Genomic DNA, 19568 nt, shown 5'->3' with positions numbered 1-19568 from the left:
ACAACTTTTTATTGTGCCCCGTTCTTTATTTCTTTCCTGGCTTTGGAAACACCTGATGGCTTTGTGCCCACGCCTGCCAGTGGGCCTTTAGTTGACGTACTTTATCAGGATATTGGGCGGCTACATCCTGCGTTTCTGATTTATCAGCCGATAAATTAAAAAGCTGCCAGGTTGTATCGCGGGTGGCGGATACGAGTTTCCAATCCCCCGCACGGACGGATCGAGCGCCAAAATGTTCGTTGAACAACGACGCATGCCCTACCGCTGCTTTCCCTTGAAACGACGGTAACAGACTGATGCCTGTAGTCGGAGTAATCGTATGCCCTTTATAGGTTTTCGGATAGGTCGCACCCGCCAGGTCAACGAATGTGCTCATAAAATCCATTACGTGCCCTACCTGTGCACTAAAACTCCCTTTCTTTGCTTTAATGCCTGATGGCCAGAAGGCAATAAGGGGTGTATGCACACCCCCTTCATACGATTCTGCTTTCCAATACGTATACGGTGTGTTCGCCACGTTCGCCCACCGCTGCCCAATGGATGAATAGGTCGTTTGAGGGCCGGGAATTACTTCTTTTTTTACATCAAACACAATTTTCTGCCCGTTGCGGGTTTCGCTGGGTCGGTCGAAGCCGGGACCGTAGGCTGCACAGTTTTCGGAACTGGCTCCATTGTCGGATAGGAATAGAATCAGCGTATTATCTAATTGACCGGTTTCACGCAAGGTGTTAATGATGCGGCCAATTCCCTGATCCATCCGGTCAATCATGGCAGCGTGAACAGCCATCGCATGGGCGTCCCAATCTTTATCGGAATTCGATTCCCAGCTTTGTTCCGACTTGAAACGTTCGGAAATCTTGGTTTTGGCCGGATCAACAAGGCCTAGTTTTATCATTTTCTGATAACGCGCCTGTCGAATGGCATCCCAGCCACCTTTATAACGGTCTTTATAGTGGGCAATGTCTTCTGGCAGCGCGTGCAGTGGCCAGTGCGGAGCCGTTTCCGCTACATATAAGAAAAACGGAGCCGATGATTTAGCATAGGATTTGATATAGGCTACTGCCGTATCATTGATGGCGTCGGTATGATAGTAGTTTTTCGGCACATTCTTTATCGGTTTTGTACCGCTGACCAGACTAAACGGATCGAAAAAATCAACCACGCCCCAGATATTCCCGAAATACTTATCAAATCCGCGATGAGTTGGATATTGGTCTAATGGGGCAAAATCGCCGTAGTCTTTCTGATGGTTCAACCAGGCCAATTGTTCTTTCGGGTCTTTTTGTACCGTGGTATTCGATACGTGCCATTTGCCCGACATCGCCGTATTATAACCAGCCGTTTTGAGTACTTCAGCTAGCGTAACGGTGTTGTCAGTCAAGTGCCCCTGATAACCAGGCTGATTTTCCAATTCGGTCATTTTGCCGATACCAGCCTGGTGATTATACAATCCTGTTAGCAAACTGGCCCGCGTTGGGCAGCAACGTGAGGTATTGTAAAACTGCGTGTATCGAATGCCATTGCTGGCCAGAAAATCCAAATTGGGTGTCTGAATTTCACTCCCATAACAACCTAGATCGGAGAAACCAAGGTCGTCAGCCATGATCAGAATAATATTGGGCCGGGCCGCACTCGGCTTTCGGGTTACAGCTGATGCATCAACAGGAGCTTCTTTTTTATTGAAACCCCCAAAAATCAACAGAGCAACCGTGGCGATAAGCGACAATCCGGAAACGAGGAATCTTTTTTTCATAACCTAAAAAATTAATAAAATCACCCACAGAAGGAATTCAGGGGGTAAGATTGGTATATAACTTATTTCTTCCCGGTCAGCGCTTTGATGGTTTTTACTTCGTCCTCGCTGAACGGTGTACCATCCTTTCGGAGAATGTCATGAAACCAGAGTTCCGGCTCTTTACCGCTGGGAATGGTCGTATCCCAGGCGAAAATGGTATTGGTTTTTCCTGCCACAAAGCCCCAGTTAATGGCTCCGATATGTTCCTGTTTTAGTACGGGCATGATGGTCAGAAACAGGCTCCCATTCCGACGAGCCATGTATTCGGTGCAGATCAGTGGTCGGTTGTACTTTCGCAGGTCAGCAATACGGCGCTTATGCTGGTCGATGTATTTATAGTGGTGATAGGTTACAACATCTGAGTTTTCAAGCTGAAATTTGTTTAGCTCATCGAAGCCCGAATCCCAATTCCACAAACCCGCACTGATCGGCTGCGATGGATTTACTTCACGCGCCCAGCCAAAAACAGCTTTCAGCAAGGGCAGACTTTTGCTCAGGTATTTATTATTTCCCGGTTCGTTGTATAAATCCCATAATAGGATGCGCTGATCGTCTTTAAAGGTAGTCATCACATCTTTTACATAGCGTTCCAGCACGGGCAAACTGTCAGCATGCGACAGGATCATGCTGCCGGGATCGCGAACCCAGCCACTGTTATGCACACCGGGTTTGGGCTCTGGCTGCTTACCCGGATGATATTCGTCGTTCCAGCAATCGTCAAAAAAGACAAGAATGGTTTTGATACCATGCTTGTTGGAAATCTGAAGATACTGATCGAGTCGTTTTTTGAAACCCGCCTGATCAGATGTCCACGCTACGTGATGCAGATAAACCCGCATGGCATTGAATCCCAGTCCCTCAGCCCAACCTAGTTCTTTATCAATCGTTTGTGGATCGAACGTGGCCGCCTGAAACATTTCAAGTTGATTGATGGCCGTACTCGGCTGAAAATTACACCCTCGAATCCAGCCTTGTTTTTTATACCATTCAGCCGCTTTTTCGGGGGTCCAGATTTTACTCTGAGCATTTAGGCTTGATACCGTAAGCAATAACAGAGCGATTGCAACTAGTTTATTCATATTTATTCATAAATAGTAGTCTGTATATCAATGGTTAATCCGTCGTTTTAACGAAATTCCACTCTTTTGAGAAATCAGCTTTCATCGTTCCTTTTGGAAATACGTAATGTGTATTGGCCCAGCGATTCCATTGTTCATCCAATTTTTTTACTAGATCGGGATGCTCGCTGGCAACGTTATGTTGCTCAACGCGGTCGATTTCCAGATTATACAACTCCCAGGGTTTCCCGATCACTCCCACAGCTTTCCAGTTTCCTGTTCGGATAGCCCGCATGTTTTCGTGTTCCCAATACATGTATTCGTGCTGCTGGCGAGTCCCTTTTGTCAGCACAGGCAGCAGGCTTTTCCCTTCCAGCGCATGAATTTTCTGACCTTTTGCTTCAGTCGGATACGTAGCGCCACTGGCATCAATGAAGGTGGACATAATGTCGATCAAATAGCCTGGTGCAGTTGAAACCCTACCCTTCTGGCCCGTTGTGCCGTTGGGATAGTGCATAATTAACGGCGTAGCAATACCGCCTTCGTAGGAAACATGCTTAAACCCTTTTAACGGCGTATTTGATGCATTGGCCCACACAGCCCCGTAGGAAATTGCTCCGGCTTTGTCGGGCTGATTGATCTCAGCGAGTTGACCTCCGCCCAAAATACCTCCTTCCTGACAGGCGCCATTATCGGACAGAAACACCAGGAGTGTGTTGTCAAGCTTTCCATTTTTAGTCAGGTAATCGACCAGTTTACCTATATTCTGATCCATTCGATAGACCTGTGCGGCATAAACGGCCATCCGATAATCCATCTCGCGCTGCTTCGCGGTGTCCTGCTCCGTCCAGGCCGGATAGATTTCCGGACGGGCAGAAAGTCCCCATTTTTCCGAGACAATCCCTTCGTTCACCTGCTTCCGAAACCGTTGTGCCCGTAGCGCATCCCATCCCTGACGGTATTTTCCCCGAAACTGCTCGATGTCTTTTTCCAACGCGTGCAGTGGCCAGTGTGGGGATGTAAAGGCCAGATACAGAAAAAAGGGGTCTTTATCGTTTTGTTCGGTCAGAAATGTAATGGCATTGTCTGTGAAGGCATCCGTCGTATAAAAAGGTTGTTTCACCTGCTCGATCGGCTCATTATCAACCCAGATACCTCGCGGCTGAATGGGGTCTAAGTAGCTACTGGCCCCTGATAATAACCCGTAAAACCGATCAAATCCGCGTTGGCGGGGCCGAACATCCGGTGTAGCGTGCCCCAAATGCCATTTGCCAGCCATATAAGTATGATAGCCTGCCGATTTGAGCACTTCGGCCAACGTAACACAGTTGCGGTTGATTTCACCCCGATAGCCATACACCCCATAATCGTAATCGATACGGTTAGCCGGTTCTTTGGTCATGTGGCCAATACCGGCCTGATGCTGAAATAGCCCCGTCAGCAAACTGGCCCGCGTCGGACAACAACGGGCTGTATTGTAAAATTGAGTAAACCGAACACCCTGACGAGCCAGCTTATCCAGATTAGGCGTTGGAATTTCCGAGCCATAGCAACCCAAGTCCGAATACCCCATATCATCGGCCATAATCAGAATGATATTCGGTCGGGCCGCGTTCGGTCGGGCAACACCTGGCTTTGCTTTTGGCGGTTGCGCCTGGCTTATCAAATTAATTATCAGGCAACCTAGCAGAATGGCTACTTTTTTCATACGACCCCAACTGATTTTATGACTGTTTATGATCATAAAAATCAGTGTTGTATTTTTTCTCCTCCTTAATACCCCGGATTTTGCACGCAAAGTTTGTTCGCATCGATTTCAACCTGTGGAATCGGAAATAAAGCTCGCTCGGGTTTAGCGTTGGCGATCCCCCGAGCCTGCGCCAGAGAAATAAAGGTTCCCTGCCGAATCAAGTCTTCCCGACGCTTGCCCTCCGAAACAAACTCCCATCCGCGTTCACGAAAAATGGCCGTACGAAAGGCTTCTTTTGTGGGTGTATCGGTTGCTGTCAGGTTGGGAATGCCGGCACGGGTGCGAACCTGATTGATTAATGCCAACGCTTCCGTGGTGGGGCCGTTTACTTCATTCAGGGCTTCGGCACGAGTTAGTAGCATATCGGCATACCGGAGAACCGGCACATCAGTACCGCTATTATTACCGACCGTATTATTGTCCCAATATTTGAAACTACGGGCATTGTCGCCGGTCGACAAATCTACGGTCTGGTCGCTGCTATTGACGTAGCTGGTACAGATCAACTGCAAACGTTTATCAGTACTTGCAAACGAACTCGTAAACGCGCTGCGTAGCCGATATTGGGTCGCAAAGTTCGACATGGTCGATTTGTAGACATAATTCGGAAACTGCGGACTGCTTTTATACGAAGGCGGCAACGCTCCTGCCTGATACCAGTTTCCAAACGGATCTTCGGTGCGGCATTGCAATACGAGCATCATTTCTTTGTTGCTACTACCTTCATTGTCAACCCGAAACAGATTCACAAAATTTGGATTCAGCGAATAATAAGTAAAATCCATTACGGCTTTGGCGGCATCGGCGGCTTTCTGCCACTGTTTGGTGTTCAGGAAAAACTTAGCCAGAATCCCATTCGCATTGCCTTTGTTTAGTCGGCCAAACGCTTCTTCCTTTCCCGGATCGGGTAAATCAGGGATCGCCTGGATCAGTTCCGTTTCGATAAAGGTTTTCAGTTCATCATCGGTTGCCCGTGCCAGTTCACCGGGTTGGGTAGTCGACGTACGCAAGGGAACTGTTCCAAAGAAAGTATACAGGGCCGCATAGGCCTGTGCCCGTAACGCACGGGCTTCAGCCTTATAGAGCTTTTTATTCGCATCGGTTGTGTTGACATTCGCGATGTTTTCAATGACACCATTCGCGTCCCGAATGGATCGGTAATTCGGTCCCCACATGTCGTCGTTGAACGTACCGAGCGAGGGGTCCCAGGTGAAATTGATAATCGTGATGAGTTGCCCGTTTTCGGCACCACCCGTATTAAAGCCCATATCGGTACACACTTCGGAGTCATTAATGACGTAGCGGGAGTTTGATTGGGTCTGCTCCTGCGCATAGGCTGAAAACAGTAATGATTTGATACCGCTTTCCGAAGTCAGTACGTTACCTGGCGAAAATTCAGACTTTGGGGTTACCTGCAGGGCTTCTTCACAGGATGAAAGTGTGAACAGGCTACCCGTCAGGAGAATATACTTGATGATCGTTTTCATGGTTGATTAAGAGTTTTCCCGTTAGAACTGGAGATTCAGCCCGGCTGTGAAGGTGCGGGTAAGTGGGTAGGTGTTGTAATCAATCCGTAAGATATTGTCACCGAGTGCATTAGCGGCCGGATCAGCCCCCGTATAGTTGGTGAACGTTGCCAGATTCTGTCCATTAATAAAGACCGATGCGCCACTCACAAAGCGGTTAGCCGGCAATGGAAGCTTATACGACAATCGAATGGATTGCAGCCGTAAATACGACGCATCTTCCACAGTTTTGTTGGTCACCTGACGCTGCCCCTGTACATCGTTCGGCAGGAACGACGGATATTCGTTGGTCGGGTTGGTAGGTGTCCAGCGATTCAGGTACGGATCAGCCAGTTTATTGCGTCGGTAATCAACCGGATAATACGAATCGACCAGGCTACTGTTCAGCATTTTAGCTCCGCCAGAGCCTTCGAAAAATATATCCAGAATCAGCGTTTTATACGATACACTGCTGTTAAAGCCGTAGTAAAAATCGGGCAGCGATTTCCCTAAAATAACCCGGTCGCTGGCGTTGATGATTTTATTGCCATCCAGATCGCGATATTTCAGGTCGCCGGGCCGAACACCGCTTTGCGCCTGTGCTAAATCGTCACCCGTCTGCCAGACGCCATCCACTACATAGCCGTAGAACGAACCGATCGATTCGCCCGGTTTCAGAATGCTCACCTGCCCAATGCTTCCCGGTCCGGAACCTATCGACTGACTGACGTTACCCAAACTCAAGACTCTGTTTTTCAGGGTCGTGATATTGAACCCGGCGTCTACCCGAAACTCTTTGTTATCGACCACAACGCCTTTCAGGGCAAACTCAAGCCCCGTATTCCGCATACTGCCGACGTTTTCGGTACGGCTGCCGAAGCCCGTACTGGCCGGTTGGGGAATATCGTATAATAGATTAGACGTTTTCCGATTGTAATAATCCAGACTTCCCGTAAGTCGCCCGTTGAAGAATCCGAAATCCACACCGATATCTGCCTGCACAGCCGACTCCCATTGCAGATCAGGATTGGCACTTCGCGACGGTTGTAACGAACTAACTTTAGCCCCGTTAAATACGGCATTACGTCCAGCCGAATAGGTCGAAAAATACAGGTAATTGGCCGTTGGCTGGTTACCTGTCACACCGTAGCTTGCCCGAAATTTCAACTCGCTGATCGCCCGACTGTTCTTCAGAAAATCCTCGTCGTGAATACGCCAGGCAACAGCTGCTGATGGAAAATAGCCGAATCGCTTGTTCGGTCCAAATCGCGCAGAGCCATCCGCCCGGACCGACCCAGTGATCAGGTATTTACCCATAAAGGCATAATTGACCCGCCCCAGAAACGATACCAGTTTGTTTTCCTGACGCCCACTTGCCACACCATTTAAGGTATTATCGCCGGTACCCAACGCATCGAACGTCAGATCAGGCAGGGCAAACGACCGGGAATTGGCAATCAGGGAACTGGATGTATACCGCTCATACGTAGAGCCAATAACCGCCGAAATCCGGTGATTTTTACTCTCTTTGTTATAGTTCAGCGTACCCTCAGCCAGATAATACCCGCGTTTTCCATCGCGTACATCCGCGTATCCATTGTACGATAAACCCGTCAACGTAGTCGGATCAATCCAGAAATACCGCTGGTTGTCGTTCAAATCTATGCCCACTCTCACTTTAGCTGATAACGATGGCATCAGGAAATATTCGGCATACACATTGCCAAAAGTCCGATAGGTATCGCCCATGCCATACTGACCATTAATCACCGCCAGCGGATTGTCCATCGGCGCCATTAATGGCGATCGGTAAAATGAGCCGTCAGCATTATAAGCGGGAGCAGTGGGATCATAATTCTGTGCCATGTATAGCGCACTGGCATTGTCGTTCAGGCCTACCCCGGTAGCATTGTAATAGTCGCGGGTGTAGGCCGTTGTCAGGCTGATGCCCACATTGTATTTCTGCGCTACGCCATTCTCTACGTTTACCCGGGCGTTGTAGCGTCGGGTGCCGGATTTCAGCATAATCCCGTCCTGATTGAAATAGCCAATCGACATATAATATCTGGTATTGCCTCCTGCGCCACTAAAGGATAGATCGTGCGACTGAATAGGTGCATCGCGAAGCAACAGACCCTGCCAGTCGGTATTCGCGTTGATGCCAGTCACTTTAGGGGTGGTCAATTTTCCCAGGTCAATGATTTCGTTGATGACTTTCGTGTATTCATCACCCGTCATAAACCGTTGTGTATGAGCCACTTTCTGGACGCCATAGGTACCATTGTATTCGACCTTTAGCTTGCCTTCTTTTCCTTTCTTTGTGGTGATAATAACCACTCCATTGGCACCCCTCGATCCGTAAATGGCCGAAGCAGACGCGTCTTTCAGAATTTCAATCGACTCAATATCAGCCGGATTTAAACTATTCAATGGTGTCCGGTTGTTAGGATTGCTGGTTGTTCCGCCCGCACTAGCTGAGCCAATGGCCGTGCCGTCATTCACGGGCAGCCCATCCACTACATAAAGCGGATCGTTGTTCCCTGTAATGGACGTAATCCCCCGGATCTGCACACTCATCGTAGCCCCCGGTTCACCACTTTTCTGATAGATCTGTACCCCAGCCGACCGTCCCTGTAAGGTCTGTTGCAGGTTGACATTCGTTCCCCGCGTTAAATCCTGTGCTTTCAGCGACGTGACCGAACCCGTCAGATCACTTTTGCGAACAGTGCCGTAACCCACGACCACCACTTCGTTCAGCGACTGGTTGTTTTCTTTCAACTGGACGTTGATTTCAGACCGATTAGTTATTTCTACCTCCTGCGCTTCGTAGCCGACGTATGAAAAAACCAATACCAGCGACGCAGCACCACCCGCCGGTTCGGGAATGACTACTTGATAACGCCCATTGGCATCGGTGGTCGTTCCTCGATTCGTGCCTTTAACCACAACACTCACACCGGGTAAAGCTCCCCCATTATCAGCCGCAGTGACCCGACCACTCACCGAAATATCGACCGGAACAGCCGCTACTGATGTTGTCGATTGGGAAGACAGGCCGGTGTCGAGGGCGTTGTTATCTGGTAAACTGGATTCAGTTTCTGACGTGACGGGAAATCGGCCCGCGGCATCGTTGCTGGCGGGAGATGATTTTCGGTTCAGAACAACCCAGGTACCGGGTTTCACTTGTTTATAGCGCAGGTTGAACGGTCTCAGTAATCGGCTCAGGGCGTTTTCCAGCGACATACTTTCCGACAATACATCGGCCGGAACGGTAAGGTTTACAATCGTCCGATCCTCAAACAGAATATCGGTTCGATAGCGGGTTTTGAGGTCGTTCAACACATCGACCAGTCGACGCGTGGCAATCGCTGACGAGGGCGTCGTCCGAATTTGTTGCCGTGCCATAGCAATCGTCTGGCTATTAGCAGGTTGCGGCCCACTCAGCAACGCGCCAGCGAGCAGAAAGGGCAACGTAGTGGAAGGAAAGTGTAAAAGCATAACGGGTCAAGGAAAAAGCAAAGACAGTGGGTTATTCGAAAAACGTGACGGTGTTATCTTTCTGTTTATAATTGATTTCCAGCAGTTCAGCAACCACCTGAAGAAACTCATCGGCATTGTGGGCTTCAAACGAGCCGGTTACCGTCCGATTAGCCAACTCCTGACTTTTGAGTTCTACGCGGAGATCGTACGTGTCGCACAAGAGTTCGGCGATTTCCCGGAAAGACGTACTCTTGAAAACAAATCGGTGTTCGCGCCAGGCCGTGCTGGTTTCTGGCTGATCAACATAACTCTGGATTAACTTACCAGCAGGATCGACGCGCACAGCATCACCCGGTTTCAACCGAAGCTGCCGGGTAATCTTGTCATTTTCTGCGTAATTGAGCTGAATAGCGCCTTTACTAAGCACAACGTTGGTTCCGCTCGGACGATCGGATACGTCAAATTCCGTACCTAACACGACTACATCAACTCCTCGGTTGGTATGCACAACAAATCGCTGATTCGATGGCGTGTGCTGGATGGAAAAAGCCGCTTCACCCGTCAGCCAGACCGCCCGCGTCTGATTCCCAAAACCAAATCGTGGTAGACGCAATGTTGAATGGGCATTAAGGGTTACCTGCGACCCATCCGGCAAGGTTAGCTGTCGGGTTTCGCCGTATGCGGTTTCAATGGTTTTATACCACCAGTAACCCCGGCCCACAAACAATCCCCCCAGCAGACAAAGCAGCACAGCCGCAGCGACCAGCCAACGCGGCTGAATCGGCATTACCCGAATTCGCCCCATTTCGGTCTCGGTCTGACTTGGATGCGTCTGTTCTTCCCATCTATCGATCTGCTGGGTCAGTTTTTGAAAAGCCGTTTCGTCGTCCGCCAGGTATTGAAGATGTAGCTGTTCCCATTCATCAAGCCAGGCCACATATTGCGTTTGGTGAGCAGGTTCCTGCAGCCAATCGGCGATCATCGTACGCTGAAGGGCCGACGAGCGACCGGCAAAGTGCTCAAACAGCGTATCTTTCATGCTTAACGGTTTCATTTCATAACGAAGGTTTGCACCGATGTCGAAACGCTCGGCTGAGTGGACAATGGAACAAAAGTGGTGGCGGTCAGCCAGCAGAAGAGGCCGGCTTTTAGCGTTAATCGCAATTGTGACAAAGCCCGGCTGAGGTGGGCTTCGATCGTTTTAGGGGAAATCTGAAGTTCTTCGGCAATTTCGCGGTGTTTCTTCCCCTCAAACCGACTCATCACAAACACCCGCTGACACTGCGGGGGAAGCGAACGCACCGTTTCTTCAATCCGCTGATAGAGTTCGGTGTACTGAAGCAATTGCTCGGGGTCGAGCGCTACGTCGGCATCGGCCCGCTCCGGATCGATTTCTGAAGGAATTGATTCCTGTTGAAATTCCTGCCGTAAATACGTATACGCACGTTTTCGAACGGCTGCGTACAGATATGCCTGATAGGTGGTCGCAATATGCTGGTGAACCTGATTTTTCCAGAAACTGAAAAATACTTCACTGACCAAATCCTCAGCAATTGTGCGGGAATGGACAAATCGAACGGCCTGACTACATAAGGTTCTATAATAGCGACGAAACAGCAGTTCATAGCCTCGTCGGGCGTTTTCATGGAAGGCCTGTCGAATCAGGAATTCAGCATCCAACACAATGGGTTCGGCATCGGATGGCCGAAACGGATGGGTCGGATCAGGTTTGTCAGGTACATTTTCGGCCATCAGCAGAAACAAACGGGTTTATTACTATGTCTACCAGAGCCCGTTTATCCCTTAGTCGATTCGTAGATTTTTTTTTATTATTTCTGGAAACCTGACTACTATTCTGGAATGACCACGCCTTATTTTCCTTCAGTACGTGCCACGCTGGTTGGTAATTCGTAGAGTAGCCAGCTTTTATTTTTGATTGAGGCATCATGTTCCTGAATCAGGCGGATAAAGTCGGTAATTCCCAAGGGTTCATTGCCGTTTGCATGTATCAGCACAAAACTACCCGACTTCGGTGATTGATTTTTAGCCAGCCACGCGTCACTGCCAATCGGCAACAGGCCAAATGCCAGCACCTGACCAAATAGGGATTTGTCGGAAATGAGGCCCGGAAAACGGAAAAATATTGACGGCAGCAAGCCGTTGCGAATCATATCCTGTTCATTTAACAGCACTTCGTCCGACACGTTCGTGCCCGTTTCGAGGAGGAAATTCATGGGTAATGGACGCCGGGGGTCAAAGCGATGGTGATAGGAATGATTCACCCAGGTAATAGTCAAATCACCCCGAGTGGCCAGATTTTTCAGATACCGCAAATCATCCTGATGGCTATTGATCCATAAGCCAGAAACGGTAATGGTTACGGGAATCGGCTTTTCGTCAGGCTCGAACGCGCGAATCAGGTCATCAAAAACCTGCCGGGTGAGCGGTTTGGTCGATGGGCACAGATCGATTGTCAGGCTAAAGCCCCGTTCTGTCGTATCGGCACGCTCAATACCCGCATCCTGTAGCGAACCCGACCGTTTCTGCTCCGCTTTCATCGCCCGACCGTACGGCGTCTGAGCGACTCGTTGAAGCACTTCATTCCAGGCTAGTGGGGTAAAACTGCCGGAGGGCATGGAGGTTATTCTCGTTTCCAGAGTTTGCGGATTTACGGTTAAATAAGCGGCCCTTCCAGCTTGTTGCCACTGACGCAGTACAATTTGTTGAGGAGTGGGCTTCGTGAGCCCATAAAGTACCCGATACCCCGGAAGTTGGGCTAACACATTATTGGCCGCAAAGTCAGTGATCAGGACGAAAAAATACACAAGCCAATGGCTCCAAAACTTCATAGCTGTTAGCAGACTAACGTCAAACAAAAATGCACTTACCGGCACCGTAACGCCCGCTCGTTTTTAGCTTGTCCATCTCCAGCCACTTCGCCCCGCTGCCAGGCCGTGCAAGCTTCTGTCTTATGCCCAAGAGCAAACTCAGTCGTTCCTATATAATAATAAAGTTGATCAACGGAAGCATCGAGCTTTTCGGCCTGCCGAAATTCAGTTAAGGCTTTATCCGGCTGTTTCTGACTCAGCCAGTAAAGTCCAAGTGTATGATGCGCCCAGGCATTCCGGCTATCACGCCGTAGCGACTCCTGCACCAATGGAAGCGCTTCGGCAGGTCGGTTTAGTTTCAGTAATAGATACGCTTTGTTGTTCAGATAATACGGTTGCCGGGGTTGCAACGCCAGTGCTCGTTCGACATACGTCAACGCTTCTGCGTACCTTCCTGACTTGGCCAGCAATAAACTTTGGTTATTTAATGCAGCATCCTGCTTCGGATTCAGTTTCAGCGCCTGCTCAACATCTTTCCCCGACAAATCATACAGTTTTTGGCCATAGAATAAAGCACCTCGATTAGTGAGTGCTTCTACATTATCAGGCGCCAGTTGCAATGCCCGGTCATAAGCGGCCTGAGCCAGAGCATCTTGATTGAGACGAACGTAGGTATCGCCCAATCGGGTATGATAAAACGTGGAGTCCTGGTAGGATTTTGCGATTCGTTCTAAATCAGACAAACTACCGGAGGCATCCCCTGTTTCCAACCGAACTTCAGCCCGATTTAGATACGCCGTGGCAAAATCCGGGTCCGCATCGATGGCGCGGGTATAATCAGCCAGAGCTCCTTCCCGATCATCGTCCCGAAATTTGGCTAACCCCCTATTGTTGTACGCATCGGCAAAATCCGATTTGCGGGCAATGGCTTCGGAATAATAGCGAATGGCTTCGCGATATTCGCGTTTTTGCAATTGCACATTTCCCTTCAGAAAAAATTGAGCCGCTTCGTCGGTAGAATTGCTACAAGATGTATTGATGAGTGATGAGTGATAAATGATGAGTGCCCAAATAAAAAAATGGGTAAGTATATTCCCTACCTTTGTTCGATCTATCCGCCAAAAATCATTCATAATTCATCGTTTATCACTCATCTCTCCCACCGTGCGTTTCGTACAGGATATCCCGCACCCGCAGTTCCGCATTGGCCTTTACGCCTGGAACGGCAAATATATCGTCAAAATTGAAGCCGGACCGTATGAACAGACCTATAAAGTCAGTGAATTAGATTTGCTTGATCCAGAATTAGTACCGGCACTGCTGGATGAGGAATTTTTACGTCGGGTTGCCCAACGTTTTCAGGATATGGACGCTGACTGGCAGGCTACGGGCGATCGTAATGATGTGTTTTAGTCACTGCCGGATATTTCCCTGTGGGATTGTTCCTTCAATTGAGTTCCCGATATTGTAATTGGAGGATTTTCCCCTTTTTGCGTTAGTGGGCCATCAAGAAAGTTAGATAGTTTATGGATTATATATTCCTGATTGGTCTTCATTTTGGTCAAACGCTGACTTTTAGTCAACTCATCTCTTGGGAGAGTAAATTCTGGAATTTTGTCCGTATACTATAACCGTTTTTTATCGACCATAACCAGAAGTTGGGGAGTTATCGAACTTAAGCGCCGGTGAATGGTTTTATATTTGTACATAAACAAAGACGCCGGACAATCCGGCGTTTCGTTTTAAAATATTAGTTGATAAATCCTATAGACAATAAACGCTATGTCTATCCAGTTGACCGACAACGTAAGTACAGCCGCCCGGCGTGATATTCTGGACTTGCAAACGAAAATCAGTTCATTTCAGCAAGGTGACATCGCTGAGGAAGCATTCCGCAAATTCCGATTGACACGCGGGGTGTACGGCCAGCGTCAACCGGGGGTGCAAATGATTCGGATCAAATTGCCACATGGTCGAATCACCGCCGATCAGCTTGTTCGGATTGCCGATTTATCAGACAAATACGCTACAGGAAACCTGCACGCAACCACCCGCCAGGATATACAACTACATTTTGTCAAACTGGCCGATTCGCCCCAGCTCTGGGCTGACCTGGAGGATGCAGGTATTACCTTGAAAGAAGCTTGTGGGAATACGGTTCGAAACGTAACAGGCTCTGCCAGAGCAGGTGTCGATCCAGAAGAACCGTTCGATATTACCCCTTACGCCTATAGTATCTTCGATTATTTCCTGCGCAATCCAATCTGCCAGGATATGGGCCGGAAGTTCAAAATCTCGGTTTCTTCGAGTGAGAAAGATTCGGCTTATGGATATATGCACGATGTGGGTCTCGTTGCTCGTGTGCAGGAGGGTAAACGTGGATTTAAAGTAATGCTGGGTGGTGGCTTAGGGGCTCAGCCCTTTGCAGCCCAAACAGCGTTTGAGTTTCTGGAAGAAGATCAGGTCATCCCATTCATCGAAGGAGTGATTCGTGTGTTTGATCGCTATGGCGAACGGCAGAAACGGCACAAAGCTCGGATGAAATACCTAATGAATGACGTTGGGCTAGAGGAATTACTCCGCCGGATTTCTGACGAAACCCCGGCATTACGGGTAAAATCATATCCTGTTGACGACACGTTAGCCAATGGTTTTTTCGCGACCCCGCCAGTGGCAAGGCCAGACGCTCCAGCTCCGAGTACCATTGCGGGTGATGAAGCCTACGCCCGTTGGCTGAAAACCAACGTTTTCGAACAGAAACAGTCGGGCTGGTACGCTGTTCAGTTGCGCGTTTTGCTGGGTGATATGCATTCAGATACCGCTCGTGCATTAGCGCAGATCGTGAAACAATACGCAGCTGACGACATTCGGGTGACCGTTAATCAGGGCTATTTACTTCGGTTTATTAAACCTGAGGATTTACCCGTTGTATACGAGGCCCTGCATACGCTTGGCTTAGCAGAACCGGGTTTTGACACAACCGCCGATATTACGACCTGTCCAGGTACAGATACCTGTAATCTGGCCATTTCGAGCAGTTACGGCATCACTCGGGCATTGGAGAACATGATGCATGACGAATTTCCTGATCTGATTTTCAATGATGACATAAAGATCAAGATTTCGGGTTGTATGAATGGCTGTGGTCAGCATTCAGTAGCGAATATTGGCTATCATGGCTCGTCGCTCAAAAACGGCGCTTATGTATTACCGGCCTTGCAAGTCTTGATAGGCGGTGGCTTTAATGGTAAAGGCGAAGGTTTGATTGCCGACAAAGTCATTAAAATCCCCGCGAAACGAGGCCCCGATTCGCTCCGTTTTTTGCTACGAGATTTTGAAGCCAATGCTTTCGACGGTGAATATTACAGCGACTACTACGCTCGCCAGGGCAAAAACTACTTCTATCAGCTCCTAAAACCACTAGCCGATCTGAAAACCCTGATTGACAGTGATTATATCGACTGGGATCATACTGAGCAGTATGTTACGGAAGTTGGAATTGGCGAATGTGCCAGCGTCCTGATCGATCTGGTTGCAACTACCTTGACGGAAGCTTCAGAAAAACTAGGCTGGGCGCGGGAAGCTCTTTCTGAAAGCCGCTGGGCAGATGCGCTCTATCATGCCTATAATGTATTCATCACCGGCGCTCGGGCTGCGCTGATGAGTCGTGATGTTCCGACAAATACACAACACGGTATTGTCAGTGATTTCGACAAAACCTTTGTGGGTGAACCCGATTTTCACCAGGAAGAAGGTGAGTTTAAAGCACTGGTTTTCAGCATTAATAAACAGGAACCATCTGAAAGCTTCGCCAAGCAATTTATCGCCCAGGCGGAAGCGTTCCTACAGGCCGTTCAGGCCTATCGCGAAACCCAGATCGAACTGGAAGGAGTTCCTGAATTGCAAGCCTTAACACAGGCGCAGGACAGCTAATTGTAGTGATGAGTGATGAACGATAAGTGATGAATGGCTGACGCGAAAAATCACTCATCGTATATCACTCATAGCTCATCACTTATTATGAAACTTACTCTCGTGGGTGCCGGGCCCGGTGACCCGGATTTAATTACAGTAAAAGGAATCCGGGCTTTGCAGCAGGCCGATGTGGTCATGTATGATGCGCTCGTTCACCCTGATTTATTGGAGTATTGCCGCCCGGATGCCCTGAAGGTTTACGTGGGTAAACGTCGGGGGGCGTATTCATGTGTTCAGGAAGACATCAATCCGCTGATCGTACACTATGCCGAGCAATATGGTCATGTTGTTCGGCTGAAAGGTGGAGACTCCTTCGTGTTTGGTCGTGGTTATGAGGAAATTGAGTACGCCCGTCAGCATGGTATGGAAACTGATGTGGTGCCTGGTTTATCCAGCAGCTATGCCGTTCCAGCTTCCGCAGGTGTTCCGTTGACAACCCGTGGGTTGTCGGAAAGCTTCTGGGTGGTTACGGGTACAACAAAAGACGGGCACTTTTCTGCCGATTTGCATTTGGCAGCGCAGTCAACGGCAACGGTCGTTATTTTAATGGGCATGCATAAACTGGCCGAAGTCATGGCAGTTTTTGCAATTAATGGAAAAAAGGATACCCCTGTAGCCATTATCCAAAATGGTACTCTGCCCGAACAGCAGACGGTGGTTGGCAGCGTATCCGATATTGTGCAGCGTGTGGCTGATTCAGGAATTAGCAATCCAGCCATTATCGTCGTCGGTGAAGTAGCTAAACTGGCGATAACTGATGCTCCAGCGCTAAAAAATCAGATATACTCTGGTTTATAGACTGTTTTGTCATGCTGACGCAGGAAGAATCTTAACGTATCCTAACTCACTGGTTAGGGAACACCAACATTCTTCCTGCGTCAGAATGGCAAAAAATCACTTAAGATTGTCGCACGAAAAGGGCTGACGTCCAGGATAATTCCCGACCTGTTGCCCGTTCTTTCTCGTAAAAATCGACTAATCTCATCTGCTGATTCCGTAGCAGTTGCATGATTTCCAGCGCATCAGACTGTCCTTCGTATAAAGAGGCAAAATTCAGCTCCAGCAAAACAGCCCCAATTTGTTTTCGTTGAAATAATTCCGTTGCTCCGCGAAGAACAGGTAGCTCAAATCCTTGTGTATCAATCTTTAGTAAATCGATTTGGTCAATTTCCTGGCTAGCGCAAAAGTTATCCAACGTTTCAACAGGAACGGATTCTATGGAAATCAACTCTTCTTCGGCAAATAGATTTTCCGATTTGTCGGGATTGACGGCGAGAAACGAACTTAACTCGGATTGCCTGTAGTTTCTGAACTCGGCTACGCCAATCTGTTCGCCCATAGCCAGTTGATGCAGGTATACCGACGAGACAAACGGTTGACTCGCCAGTGTGGCAAACGTTTGACTGGCCGGTTCAAACGAATAAATAACAGGTCGTTTCAGACATTGCTGAAATAGCTGAATTGTTTGCCCTTGATTGGCCCCAATGTCAAAACAGACTGGATTTTTCTGCTGCAGTAGAAATTTTAGATCATCCTCCAGTTTGTAGCCGTTTACCTGATTGGGAAATTTTCGAGCCAAAAACATTCCCGCTGTGGAAAACGCTGACTTCACCGTGTTGAGGACTGATTTTTTCACGCTATATCGCCGACAAATCGAGACTAATTTTCGAGTATAAACCGCTGAATATCTTCTATTTTGACTTTAGATTGTTCGCCGGTCACCATATTTTTCACCGTTAGCTGCCCGGTTTGAACCTCTTCTGACCCAATCAGCACCACATACGGAATCGCTTTACCATTAGCGTAATCAAGCATCTTTTTCACTTTGGCTAGGTCGGGATACACTTCAGTCGGAATATCAGCCAGACGAAGCTGACTCACTAGCGGTAGCCCAACAGCACGAGCGTCAGCATCGAAAGGCACAACAAGCACCTGCGTTCCCTGCCCTGTGCTGGCGGGGAACAGGTTCCACTCTTCCAGCACATCGTAAATCCGATCGACACCAAATGAGATGCCTACACCCGATAGTCCTGGCATGCCAAATGTCCCCGTCAGATTATCGTATCGCCCCCCCCCGCTTACACTACCGATACTCACTCCATTGGCTTTCACTTCAAAAATTGCTCCAGTATAATACGATAAGCCTCGGGCTAGTGTTGGATCGATTTCAATTTGACTGTCAACCAAACCGTATTTGTTCACCAGTTGAAGCGTTTCTAGTAGTTCAGCAATTCCCTGATTCGCAGTTTGCGAACTCGAAAGCCAGGTTGTCAATTGGTCGAGTAGCTGCTGAGGAGCTTGTCCTGCAAACGTAAATAATGGAGAAAGCTTTGCAATCGTCTCCTCCGAAAATCCCCGGCCACGTAGCTCGTCGAGCACTTTTTCCTGACCAATTTTGTCCAGCTTGTCGATAGCCACCGATAGTGTTCCCTCCTGCCCCGGTGCGCCAATAACTTCGGCAATACCCGCTAGGATCTTCCGGTTATTAATTTTCAGGGTAAAATCCTGAATGCCCAGATTCCGAAATACTTCATGAATCATCAGGATAATTTCGGCTTCACAAATCAGTGAATCCGTTCCAACAACATCAGCATCACATTGATAAAATTCCCGGTAACGGCCTTTCTGAGGCCGGTCGGCGCGCCAGACGGGTTGCATCTGATATCGTTTAAAAGGCATCGCCAGGGAATTTCGATTCATGACCACATACCGGGCAAAAGGTACAGTCAAATCGTACCGTAATCCTTTTTCAGCAATTTTCGGAGTTAGTTTTTTATAGCCGGTTGTAATATCCAGTTCGGTCAGGTCGGCGGAAAAGTCGCCGGAGTTCAGGATTTTGAACAGGAGCTGATCGCCTTCATCACCGTATTTCCCCGTCAGTGTCGACAGGTTCTCCATGGATGGGGTTTCGAGGGGTAAAAAGCCAAACCGTTTGAAGGTTTGGCGGATGGTGTCGAATATAAATAGCCGTTTGCTCATTTGCTCCGGCCCGAAATCGCGTGTGCCTTTAGGTAATGTCGGTTTCTGCATTCCGCAAAATTACGGAGGAAGTGAAATAAAGCGTGATAGATATCCCCATACAAATTCGTTTCTTATATAATTATTTGATTATTTTTTAGTACTATACAATATTTATTAATTTTAATTTAAGCTTTCTTAAACCATTCTTAAATCCCC

At 48.5% G+C, this 19568-nt stretch carries 14 protein-coding genes; 3 read left to right on the top strand and 11 right to left on the bottom strand.

What is annotated here, in order from left to right; translation table 11 throughout:
* Nucleotides 1-25: 25 nt before the first annotated feature.
* From ACYVE4_RS23125 to ACYVE4_RS23085, 9 genes are all read right to left on the bottom strand, one after another.
* Entirely contained in the window at nt 26-1753 is a 1728-nt protein-coding gene (locus tag ACYVE4_RS23125; RefSeq protein ID WP_461042624.1) for an arylsulfatase, read from the bottom strand.
* A 62-nt stretch (nt 1754-1815) separates the two neighbouring features.
* Nucleotides 1816-2874: a cellulase family glycosylhydrolase gene (locus ACYVE4_RS23120; protein WP_461042623.1), complete on the bottom strand. Its 1059-nt coding sequence runs from the start codon at nt 2872-2874 to the stop codon at nt 1816-1818.
* Between the two features lie 34 nt (nt 2875-2908).
* Nucleotides 2909-4561: an arylsulfatase gene (locus ACYVE4_RS23115; protein ID WP_461042622.1), complete on the bottom strand. Its 1653-nt coding sequence runs from the start codon at nt 4559-4561 to the stop codon at nt 2909-2911.
* A gap of 65 nt (nt 4562-4626) precedes the next feature.
* Nucleotides 4627-6090 carry a RagB/SusD family nutrient uptake outer membrane protein gene (locus tag ACYVE4_RS23110; protein WP_461042621.1) on the bottom strand — a complete coding sequence of 488 codons (1464 nt, stop codon included), beginning with the start codon at nt 6088-6090 and terminating at the stop codon, nt 4627-4629.
* 21 nt (nt 6091-6111) lie between these two features.
* Entirely contained in the window at nt 6112-9606 is a 3495-nt protein-coding gene (locus ACYVE4_RS23105) for a SusC/RagA family TonB-linked outer membrane protein (protein WP_461042620.1), read from the bottom strand.
* A 31-nt stretch (nt 9607-9637) separates the two neighbouring features.
* Entirely contained in the window at nt 9638-10642 is a 1005-nt protein-coding gene (locus tag ACYVE4_RS23100; RefSeq protein WP_461042619.1) for a FecR family protein, read from the bottom strand.
* Nucleotides 10639-11340, bottom strand: a complete 702-nt coding sequence (locus tag ACYVE4_RS23095) for an RNA polymerase sigma-70 factor (RefSeq protein WP_461042618.1) — start codon at nt 11338-11340, stop codon at nt 10639-10641. Before ACYVE4_RS23095 ends, ACYVE4_RS23100 begins: the two co-directional genes overlap by 4 nt.
* Before the next feature lie 119 nt (nt 11341-11459).
* Nucleotides 11460-12437 carry a polysaccharide deacetylase family protein gene (locus ACYVE4_RS23090; RefSeq protein ID WP_461042617.1) on the bottom strand — a complete coding sequence of 326 codons (978 nt, stop codon included), beginning with the start codon at nt 12435-12437 and terminating at the stop codon, nt 11460-11462.
* A 35-nt stretch (nt 12438-12472) separates the two neighbouring features.
* Entirely contained in the window at nt 12473-13549 is a 1077-nt protein-coding gene (locus tag ACYVE4_RS23085; RefSeq protein WP_461042616.1) for a tetratricopeptide repeat protein, read from the bottom strand.
* Between the two features lie 31 nt (nt 13550-13580).
* Between ACYVE4_RS23085 and ACYVE4_RS23080 the strand changes: the two genes are divergently transcribed.
* The 3 genes from ACYVE4_RS23080 to cobA all read left to right on the top strand — a co-directional run bounded on the left by ACYVE4_RS23080 (nt 13581) and on the right by cobA (nt 17189).
* Entirely contained in the window at nt 13581-13829 is a 249-nt protein-coding gene (locus ACYVE4_RS23080) for a hypothetical protein (protein WP_461042615.1), read from the top strand.
* Between the two features lie 369 nt (nt 13830-14198).
* Nucleotides 14199-16349 (top strand): nitrite reductase, encoded by a 2151-nt coding sequence (locus tag ACYVE4_RS23075; protein ID WP_461042614.1) that lies wholly within the window; start codon nt 14199-14201, stop codon nt 16347-16349.
* A gap of 87 nt (nt 16350-16436) precedes the next feature.
* Complete coding sequence (gene cobA / locus ACYVE4_RS23070) at nt 16437-17189, top strand: uroporphyrinogen-III C-methyltransferase (RefSeq protein ID WP_461042613.1); 753 nt, start codon at nt 16437-16439, stop codon at nt 17187-17189.
* Between the two features lie 100 nt (nt 17190-17289).
* Here cobA and ACYVE4_RS23065 read toward each other — a convergent pair whose 3' ends face one another.
* Together ACYVE4_RS23065 and hisS are read right to left on the bottom strand one after the other, a co-directional pair.
* Nucleotides 17290-18027, bottom strand: coding sequence for an FkbM family methyltransferase (locus ACYVE4_RS23065; RefSeq protein ID WP_461042612.1), 738 nt, complete (start codon nt 18025-18027; stop codon nt 17290-17292).
* 23 nt (nt 18028-18050) lie between these two features.
* Nucleotides 18051-19421 (bottom strand): histidine--tRNA ligase, encoded by a 1371-nt coding sequence (gene hisS, locus ACYVE4_RS23060; RefSeq protein WP_461042611.1) that lies wholly within the window; start codon nt 19419-19421, stop codon nt 18051-18053.
* Between the last annotated feature and the right edge of the window lie 147 nt (nt 19422-19568).

The sequence above is a fragment of the Spirosoma harenae genome (assembly GCF_054776975.1).
The sequence above is the reverse complement of the archived record's forward strand: the minus strand, read 5'-3'. Positions and strand labels throughout refer to the sequence as shown.

Coding starts and splice junctions, on each gene's coding strand:
- ACYVE4_RS23125 (WP_461042624.1), bottom strand. CDS start 1,753: ATGAAAAAAAGATTCCTCGTTTCCGGATTGTCGCTTATCGCCACGGTT.
- ACYVE4_RS23120 (WP_461042623.1), bottom strand. CDS start 2,874: ATGAATAAACTAGTTGCAATCGCTCTGTTATTGCTTACGGTATCAAGC.
- ACYVE4_RS23115 (WP_461042622.1), bottom strand. CDS start 4,561: ATGAAAAAAGTAGCCATTCTGCTAGGTTGCCTGATAATTAATTTGATA.
- ACYVE4_RS23110 (WP_461042621.1), bottom strand. CDS start 6,090: ATGAAAACGATCATCAAGTATATTCTCCTGACGGGTAGCCTGTTCACA.
- ACYVE4_RS23105 (WP_461042620.1), bottom strand. CDS start 9,606: ATGCTTTTACACTTTCCTTCCACTACGTTGCCCTTTCTGCTCGCTGGC.
- ACYVE4_RS23100 (WP_461042619.1), bottom strand. CDS start 10,642: ATGAAACCGTTAAGCATGAAAGATACGCTGTTTGAGCACTTTGCCGGT.
- ACYVE4_RS23095 (WP_461042618.1), bottom strand. CDS start 11,340: ATGGCCGAAAATGTACCTGACAAACCTGATCCGACCCATCCGTTTCGG.
- ACYVE4_RS23090 (WP_461042617.1), bottom strand. CDS start 12,437: ATGAAGTTTTGGAGCCATTGGCTTGTGTATTTTTTCGTCCTGATCACT.
- ACYVE4_RS23085 (WP_461042616.1), bottom strand. CDS start 13,549: ATGAATGATTTTTGGCGGATAGATCGAACAAAGGTAGGGAATATACTT.
- ACYVE4_RS23075 (WP_461042614.1), top strand. CDS start 14,199: ATGTCTATCCAGTTGACCGACAACGTAAGTACAGCCGCCCGGCGTGAT.
- cobA (WP_461042613.1), top strand. CDS start 16,437: ATGAAACTTACTCTCGTGGGTGCCGGGCCCGGTGACCCGGATTTAATT.
- hisS (WP_461042611.1), bottom strand. CDS start 19,421: ATGCAGAAACCGACATTACCTAAAGGCACACGCGATTTCGGGCCGGAG.